Origin of the sequence: Sinomonas sp., assembly GCF_036848755.1 — a bacterium.
In the GTDB taxonomy this organism is placed as follows: Bacteria; Actinomycetota; Actinomycetes; order Actinomycetales; family Micrococcaceae; genus Sinomonas.
This window is the reverse complement of the sequence record NZ_DAIUJO010000142.1, coordinates 1-7,809: the sequence shown is the minus strand read 5'-3', so window position 1 is coordinate 7,809 and position 7,809 is coordinate 1. Positions and strand designations below refer to the sequence as shown.

At 68.7% G+C, this 7,809-nt stretch carries 7 protein-coding genes and 1 other RNA gene; 6 read left to right on the top strand and 2 right to left on the bottom strand.

Annotated features, from left to right (window positions below; genetic code table 11):
- From ffs to V7053_RS16670, 5 genes are all read left to right on the top strand, one after another.
- Nucleotides 1-97: signal recognition particle sRNA small type (ffs, locus tag V7053_RS16690), an RNA gene on the top strand.
- A 53-nt stretch (nt 98-150) separates the two neighbouring features.
- Nucleotides 151-3,108 (top strand): DNA polymerase III subunit gamma and tau, encoded by a 2,958-nt coding sequence (locus tag V7053_RS16685; protein ID WP_334173395.1) that lies wholly within the window; start codon nt 151-153, stop codon nt 3,106-3,108.
- 73 nt (nt 3,109-3,181) lie between these two features.
- On the top strand, nt 3,182-3,781 hold the full coding sequence (recR, locus tag V7053_RS16680) for a recombination mediator RecR (RefSeq protein ID WP_241055848.1): 600 nt from the start codon (nt 3,182-3,184) through the stop codon (nt 3,779-3,781).
- A 66-nt stretch (nt 3,782-3,847) separates the two neighbouring features.
- Nucleotides 3,848-4,873 (top strand): isopenicillin N synthase family dioxygenase, encoded by a 1,026-nt coding sequence (locus tag V7053_RS16675; protein WP_334173394.1) that lies wholly within the window; start codon nt 3,848-3,850, stop codon nt 4,871-4,873.
- An 88-nt stretch (nt 4,874-4,961) separates the two neighbouring features.
- Nucleotides 4,962-6,275 (top strand): aspartate kinase, encoded by a 1,314-nt coding sequence (locus V7053_RS16670; RefSeq protein WP_334173393.1) that lies wholly within the window; start codon nt 4,962-4,964, stop codon nt 6,273-6,275.
- Between the two features lie 114 nt (nt 6,276-6,389).
- Here V7053_RS16670 and V7053_RS16665 read toward each other — a convergent pair whose 3' ends face one another.
- On the bottom strand, nt 6,390-6,638 hold the full coding sequence (locus V7053_RS16665) for a hypothetical protein (protein ID WP_443022657.1): 249 nt from the start codon (nt 6,636-6,638) through the stop codon (nt 6,390-6,392).
- Nucleotides 6,639-6,755: 117 nt separating this feature from the next.
- Nucleotides 6,756-6,980: a hypothetical protein gene (locus V7053_RS16660; protein WP_334173392.1), complete on the bottom strand. Its 225-nt coding sequence runs from the start codon at nt 6,978-6,980 to the stop codon at nt 6,756-6,758.
- 92 nt (nt 6,981-7,072) lie between these two features.
- Here V7053_RS16660 and V7053_RS16655 point away from each other — a divergent pair, with 92 nt between their 5' ends.
- Nucleotides 7,073-7,591 (top strand): MarR family winged helix-turn-helix transcriptional regulator, encoded by a 519-nt coding sequence (locus V7053_RS16655; protein WP_334173391.1) that lies wholly within the window; start codon nt 7,073-7,075, stop codon nt 7,589-7,591.
- Nucleotides 7,592-7,809: the final 218 nt, after the last annotated feature.

The window sequence follows — 7,809 nt, the reverse complement described above, 5'->3', positions numbered from 1 at the left end:
TCCAGCCCCTCATGTGGCGTCATCCTGCTGAACTCCCCCAGGACCGGAAGGTAGCAAGGGTAGGTGGGCTCTGGCGGGTGCATGAGGGGCCTTTTCATACCTGTGGATAACCGCCTCTGAGGGTCGGTGCAGATTGGTAGGGTTTTCTCTGTGAGTTCTCCGACTGCCCTCTACCGCCGGTATCGGCCGGACACGTTCCAGGACGTGATCGGGCAGGAGCACGTCACCGAGCCGCTCATGACGGCGCTGCGGAAGAACCGCGTCAACCACGCCTACCTGTTCTCCGGGCCGCGCGGCTGCGGCAAGACCACCTCGGCGCGCATCCTGGCGCGCTGCCTCAACTGCGAGCAGGGCCCCACCCCCGAGCCGTGCGGCGTGTGCCCCAGCTGCGTCGAGCTGGCCCGCGGCGGCGCCGGCTCGCTGGACGTCATAGAGATCGACGCCGCGAGCCACGGCGGCGTGGACGACGCGCGGGACCTGCGCGAGCGCGCCACGTTCGCCCCCGTTCGGGACCGCTACAAGATCTTCATCATCGACGAGGCCCACATGGTCACGTCGGCGGGCTTCAACGCGCTCCTCAAGATCGTCGAGGAGCCGCCTGAGCACATCAAATTCATCTTTGCGACGACCGAGCCGGACAAGGTCATCGGCACGATCCGCTCGCGCACCCACCATTACCCGTTCCGGCTCGTGCCGCCCGAGCCGCTCATGGCCTACCTCGAGAAGCTGTGCTCCGAGGAACACGTGGCCGTCGAGCCGGGAGTCCTCTCCCTGGTCGTCCGCGCGGGCGGGGGCTCGGTCCGCGATTCCCTCTCCGTGCTCGACCAGCTCATGGCCGGCGCGGGAGCGGCCGGGATCGACTACGAGCTCGCTGTCGCCCTCCTCGGGTACACGCACGCCGCCCTGCTCGACGACGTTGTCGACGCCGTCTCCGCGGGCGATTCCGGGACCGTCTTCCGAGCCGTGGACCGGGTCATCCAGACCGGGCACGACCCGCGCCGGTTCGTCGAGGACCTCCTCGAGCGGTTCCGCGACCTGATCATCGTCCAGGCCGTGCCGGAGGCGGCCGAGTCAATCCTCCGTGGAGTTCCCGCCGACCAGCTCGCCCGCATGCGGACGCAGGCGCAGTCCCTCGGGGCGGCCGAACTCTCGCGCGCGGCCGACATCACGAATGCGGCATTCAACGAGATGACGGGCGCCTCCTCGCCTCGGCTCCATCTCGAGCTACTCTGCGCACGGCTCATGCTGCCCGGCGCCGACAGCGATCACGGCGTGGCCGCGCGGCTCGACCGGCTCGAGCGCCGGCTCTCGTTTGAGCATGGCGAGACGCGTGCGCTTCCAGAGGCCGCAGCGGCCGTGCCTCCCCCGGCGCGTTCCGAGTCGGCGGCTTCCGCTCCGGCTGCCGCCCCCGCTCCGCCCGCGGAGCCCGCTCCCGCGGCCCCTGTGGCTGCGCCAGCGCCCCAGGAAGCTGTGCCGGCGGCCCAAGAATCTGCTCCGGCACCCCCGGATGCTGTGCCGGCGGCCCAAGAATCTGCGCCCCCCGCTGCTCCGGCCGCGGAGCAGCCCCGTCCGGAGCCCGAGCAGCCCCGTCCGGAGCCCGAACAGCCCCGTCCGGAGCCCGAGCAGCCCCGTCCGGAGCCGAGCGCACCAGTAGGCGCCACAGGCGGCGGCTCGGGCAGCGTAGAGATGTTCCGTCGTGCGTGGCCCGAGGTGCTGGAGGCGCTCACGGCCATCAAGCGCCTGACATGGATCCTCGTGAGCCAGAACGCGAACGTGGCCGGGTTCGACGGGAGGACGCTCACGCTCGCTTTCGCGAACTCCGGGTCGGTCAACTCGTTCTCCCGCGGCGATCACCCGGACAACGTCCGTCGCGCGGTGCAGCAAGTGCTCGGCGTCGATGTCCAGATCGACGCGACGACCGGCGGAAACGGGCCCGTTCCGGTCGCTGCGAGGGGAGTTGACGCAGGCCCAAAAGCGCTGGCTGATAGTCCCGGGGACTCCCGTGCGCCTGAAACGCCTCCGGTTCCCGAACCAGCTCGTGAAGCGGGGGCCGGTCCCGGGCCGAGCACCCCCCGCGACGAGACCGGCAGAACCGGCCACAGCACCCAGAGCGGCCCGGATGCAAGCCAGCCCGCACCCGCCACGGCACCAGCACGAACTCCGTCGACGGCTCCATCGGCGGCTCCGTCGGCCGCCGACATCGCCTGGGGCCTCGCCCCTGCCCCGCCCCCGGCCGGTGATGGTGCCACGAGCAGTCCGGCAGCGCCGGAGATGGACTCGATGACGGAACCCGCCCCCGAAGCCACCCGCTGGGGGCGGGACGGCGGAACGCATCAGCAGCCGGAATCCGGGCCACCCGCAGGCGTTCAACCCGCAGGCGTTCAGCCAACAGGCGTTCAACCCGCCGATGACCCGTACGCCGATGACCCGTACGCCGACATCCCGTACGCCGATGACGAGCCACCGGCCGAGTGGGACGAACCACTTCCGGAAGATGAGGGGCGGAGCCGCCCGTCGGCTCCACGCGTGCCCAGATCTCCCGTGCACGGCGCCATGGAACCGGCCGGAGACGATGTGAGCGCCCCGGACCTGGCCGCCGGGCAACCGCGCACCGCCGAGCCAACCGCAAGGGATCCGTGGGCCTACGCTCGGGAGTCCGCTCCCGGCGTCTGGTCAGTGGGGAGCGAGCCCAACACGGGGTCCGGCGCTGACGAGGGAAGGCCATCCCCGCAAGGCGACGTCCCGCCGTCGTACGCTCCCGCCGCAGCGCAGCCGCCTGCGCGCCCCGAACAGCCCGCGCGGCACGAACAGCCAGGCTCGGCGCGGGTGCCGCACCCGGCACCCGCCGAAGGCCAAGCCGACGACGGCGGCCGAAACCTGAGCATGTACCAGCGGCTCTCAAGGCGGGCGGCGCAGCAGGCTCAAGAACAGGCGAAGGTGCAGGCGGCTGCGGTCCGGTCGCAGCCGATCGTCGAGGACATTCCCAGCGCGGACGACGAAACCGTCGAAGCGTCGGGCCTGTTCGGCCGCGCTGCCGTGGAGCGGATCCTCGGCGGAAAGCTCGTCGAGGAGCGGTCGCTCGACGGCACCGTCCTCCCGCCTCGTTAGCCGGGCGCGCAGCAGCCGGGCGCGCAGCAGCGGGGCGCGCAGCAGCGGGAGCCGGAGGCGGTAGCGTAGTGGGGTGTATGAAGGCGCAGTCCAGGATCTGATCGACGAGCTCGGCAGGCTCCCTGGCATCGGACCGAAATCCGCCCAGCGGCTCGCCTTCCACATTCTGGAGGCGGACGCCGACGACATGAAGCGCCTCGTCGCCGCCATCACCACCGTCAAGGAACGGGTGAAGTTCTGCCAGATCTGCGGCAACGTGTCGGAGCAGGAGACCTGCTCGATCTGCCGCGATCCGCGCCGAGATCCGAGCGTCATCTGCGTGGTGGAGGAGTCCAAGGACGTCGTCGCAGTCGAACGGACCCGCGCGTTCCGCGGTCGATACCACGTCCTCGGCGGCGCGATCAACCCGATCGCCGGGATCGGTCCCGACCAGCTTCGGATCCGTGAGCTCCTCGGCCGCCTCAACGACGACGCCGTCACGGAGATCATCATCGCGACCAACCCCAACCTCGAGGGCGAGGCGACGTCCACCTACCTGGCGCGCATGCTGCAGAGCATTGGGATCAAGGTGACGCGTCTCGCCTCCGGCCTACCCGTCGGCGGCGACCTCGAATACGCGGACGAGATCACCCTCGGAAGGGCGTTCGAGGGCAGGCGCAGCGCGATCGGCTGAGCTTCGGACCGCTTGAAGTGTGACAGAACGTTACGCTCTCAACGGGGGCAGGAGCATGCTGGAGGCATGAGCACACCACGCACATCCGTGCCCATCCTCGACCTCGCCACCGCGAAGGACGATAGCGGGCAGTTCACGCCAGACTTCCTCGAGGCGCTCCGAGACGCAGCCCACAACGTCGGCTTCTTCCAGGTGGTTGGCTACGGAGGCCGGCCCGGCCAAGACCAAGAGCTCCTCGACACCGTCGCGAAGTTCTTCCAGCTACCGCTCGAAGACCGCCTCGCCCTCGACAACCGTTCCTCGGCCCAGTTCCGCGGATACACGAGGCTCGGCACAGAGGTGACGCAGGGGCGCGCCGACTCCCGAGAGCAGATCGACTACGGGCCGGATCGGGAACAGCTCGCGGACGTGCCGAAGGATCAGCCCTTCCTGCGGCTGCAGGGACACAACCAGTGGCCGTCCGCGTACCCGGAGCTCGAGAAGGCCGCGATGGAGTGGGCGGAGCTCATGTCCCACGTCGGGGCCGAGCTGCTCGCGGGGATCTCGGTCGCGATCGGTCTGCCGGAGGACCACTTCGACGAGAAGTTCTCGGGCACGCCGGCCTGGATGGGCAAGCTCGTGCACTACGTGGGCGGCGGGGTGGTTCCCGAGGCAGGGGACCAGGGCGTCGGCTCGCACGCGGACTACGGCTTCGTGACCCTCCTGCTCCAGGATTCAGTGGGCGGCCTCGAAGTCAAGCCGTACGGGCAGGAGGAATGGATCGATGTTCCGCCGACCCCGGGGGCGCTCGTCGTCAACCTCGGCGAGATGCTCGAAGTCGCGACCGACGGGTACCTCATGGCGACCATCCACCGCGTCACCGCGCCGCCCGCCGGCGTCGACCGCTATTCGGTTCCGTTCTTCTGGTCGCCTCGCCTCGACGCCGTGATCGAGAAGGTCGAGCTTCCGGCGGACCTCGCGGCCGAGGCGCGCGGGGTCTCCGACGATCCCGACAACCCGATGCTCTCGACGTATGGCGAAAACGTCCTGAAGGGCTGGCTCCGGGCACACCCGGAAACCGCACGCCTTCACTACCCCGAGCTTGTCCGCTGACGTCACAGAAGGCATGGGCGTGCGGGCGTGGCGATAGAATGTTCCGCGAATCTCTGTCGCTTCCTACATCACCTGTGAGTGTGCCCGCATGTCCTTGCCGCCTGTGCTGCCCGCCAAGCAACTCGTCGTCCAGAAGTTCGGCGGCTCGTCCGTCGCGGACGCGGCAGGCATTAAGCGGGTGGCCCAGCGGGTCGTGGACTATCACGAGGCGGGGCACGAGGTCGTCGTCGTCGTCTCCGCCATGGGCGACACGACCGACGAACTCCTCGACCTCGCGGCCCAGATCACGGACAGCGCGCCCGCGCGGGAGATGGACATGCTGCTCTCCGCGGGTGAGCGCATGTCGATGGCCCTCCTCGCGATGGCCATCAACAGGCTCGGTCACAGGGCACAGTCGTTCACGGGCTCGCAAGCCGGCATGATCACCGACGGCACCCACGGCAAAGCGCGGATCATCGACGTCGACCCTCACCGCATCCGCACCTCGCTCGACAAGGGGAACATCGCCATCGTTGCCGGGTTCCAGGGCATGAGCCGGGAGAGCCAGGACATCACGACGCTCGGCCGCGGCGGTTCGGACACGACGGCGGTCGCGCTCGCTGCGGCGCTTGATGCGGATGTGTGCGAGATCTACACGGATGTCGACGGCGTCTACACGGCGGACCCGCGCGTCGTCCCGTCCGCCCGCAAGATCGAGACGATCTCAAGCGAGGAGATGCTCGAACTCGCAGCCTCGGGCGCCAAGATCCTTCACCTGCGCTGCGTCGAGTACGCGCGCCGCTTCGGGGTTCCGCTGCACGTGCGGTCCTCGTTCAGCCACAACGAGGGGACGTGGGTGCTGCCCTCCCCCGAGGACAAGTTCACGATCAGCGAGGGAGTCGCCTTGGAACAGCCCATCATCTCCGGCGTCGCGCACGACCGCTCCGAGGCCAAGGTCACCGTGGTCGGCGTCCCGGACATCCCGGGCAAGGCGGCAGCGATTTTCCAGGTGATCGCGCGGGCGAACTCGAACATCGACATGATCGTGCAGAACGTCTCGACGTTCGGCCGGGGCAAGACGGACATCTCGTTCACGCTCCCGATCATCGAGGGAGCGAACGCACTCAACGCCCTCAAGGCCGCTCAGAACGAGATCGGCTTCGAGGACATCGAGTACAACGCCGAGATCGGCAAGCTCTCGCTCATCGGTGCCGGGATGCGCTCGCACCCGGGCGTCTCTGCCACATTCTTCAAGGCCCTCTCCGATGCGGGGATCAATATCGACATGATCTCGACCTCGGAGATTCGCATCTCGGTCGTGACCCGGGCGGACCTTCTCGACGCCGCCGTGCGTGCGATCCACACGGCGTTCGACCTCGACGTCGACACTCAGGCGACCGTTTACGGGGGAACGGGGCGCTAGCCGAGGCGCCGAGACCCTGCCACATGGATGAGGCCGCAGGTTGTCACCTGCGGCCTCATCCGCCTGCTGGGGCCTCCCGTTTGCTGCGGCATCGACCATGCAACCTACGGAGCCTCAGTGATGCTCTTTTCTGACCGCGTAGTGGTGGCCCTCCGAGTCGGTGACGACTTCGAAGCCGCGAAGGTCCTCCTCCGACGCATCTTCGAAGACGTCGTGCTTGTGGACCACGGGGGAGTTGATGTCTCCGCGATGCGGTTGGACCAAAATCTTGACCGCTTGATCGGTCACATGCATGAACCTGTCGAGAACGTGGTGCTCATGCACCTTCGGCGTCTCGGCCTTCCTCTCTTGCGAATCGGGCATGTTTTCACCCCCTTCCGCTGCGGGCCATTGTACGCCCGGTGTGATGTGCGTCTCAGGTGGCTGCAGGGCAGGATCAGCGCAGGGACGGATCAGCGCAGGGACGGATCAGCGTACGGATCAGCGCAGGGAACGGTCGCTCGGGTCCTTCGAAACGACGTAGGTGCTGCCGTCGGGCCGCGTGACGGTCTCCCACTGAAGCGCCTCCGCCTCCCGCTGGGCGAGGAGGGCCTTGTTCGCGGCCGTCATGTCCCCTTCGGTCGTTCCGCGATGAGCCGGGCCGAAGAAGTAGCGAAGCTTGCCGGTAGCGCGCATGAACCGCTGGACGAAGTTCTCTTCAGGCATGGCCCTTTCCTTCCTCCCTCCAGGACGCCTCCATCCCGGACGTTCCATCCATAGTAACCTCATTATTAGTGCACTAACTACGAGAGGAAACCGTGAGTCGAGCGACCGAGAACGCGCCCGAGGGCGGCCGAGTGGACGAGGACGACCTCCTCCTCGAGCGCCAGCTCTGCTTCGCCCTGAGCGTTGCGAGCCGCAGCGTCGTCGCCGCGTACCGGCCCGTGCTCGAGCCCATGGGCCTCACCCACCCGCAATACCTCGTGATGCTCGCGCTCTGGGAACGGAGTCCCCGTACCGTCCGCGACGTGAGCGAAGCCCTCCTCCTGGAGCCTGCGACCATGACGCCGCTGCTCAAGCGCCTCGAGGACGCCGGGCTCGTGACTCGCGCGCGCCAGGTCGGCAACGAGCGAGCCCTCGACGTCGCCCTCACTCCGGCGGGCCGGGCTCTCCGGGAGAAGGCCCTCGCGGTGCCCGTGACGATGATGGCCCGTCTCGGGATCACCCGGGAAGATGCGGAAGAGCTCCACGGGTCCATGATGAAGCTCATCGCCGCCGCCCAAGCCAGCAGGGAAGCCGACTCCGCTCAGCGCGCCCACTCCCCCTCCGCGCCCTGACCGCCCCCGCCCTGACCGCCCGCGCCCTGGCCGCCCCGCCCTGACTCTCTCCCCTTCTTCCTCGCGCAGCTTGCGCCGTCACCTCCGCAGGGTCGTCACCCCCGCGGCCTCTCCACCTTCAGCGCCCCGCTCCCCTGGCTATGGGCCCACTTCCCCACCTTCTGCGCCCCGCTCCCCTAGCTCTGCGCCCACTTCCCCACCTTCTGCGCCGACTTCCC

Coding starts and splice junctions, on each gene's coding strand:
- V7053_RS16660 (WP_334173392.1), bottom strand. CDS start 6,980: ATGCCTGAAGAGAACTTCGTCCAGCGGTTCATGCGCGCTACCGGCAAG.
- V7053_RS16670 (WP_334173393.1), top strand. CDS start 4,962: ATGTCCTTGCCGCCTGTGCTGCCCGCCAAGCAACTCGTCGTCCAGAAG.
- V7053_RS16675 (WP_334173394.1), top strand. CDS start 3,848: ATGAGCACACCACGCACATCCGTGCCCATCCTCGACCTCGCCACCGCG.
- V7053_RS16665 (WP_443022657.1), bottom strand. CDS start 6,638: ATGCCCGATTCGCAAGAGAGGAAGGCCGAGACGCCGAAGGTGCATGAG.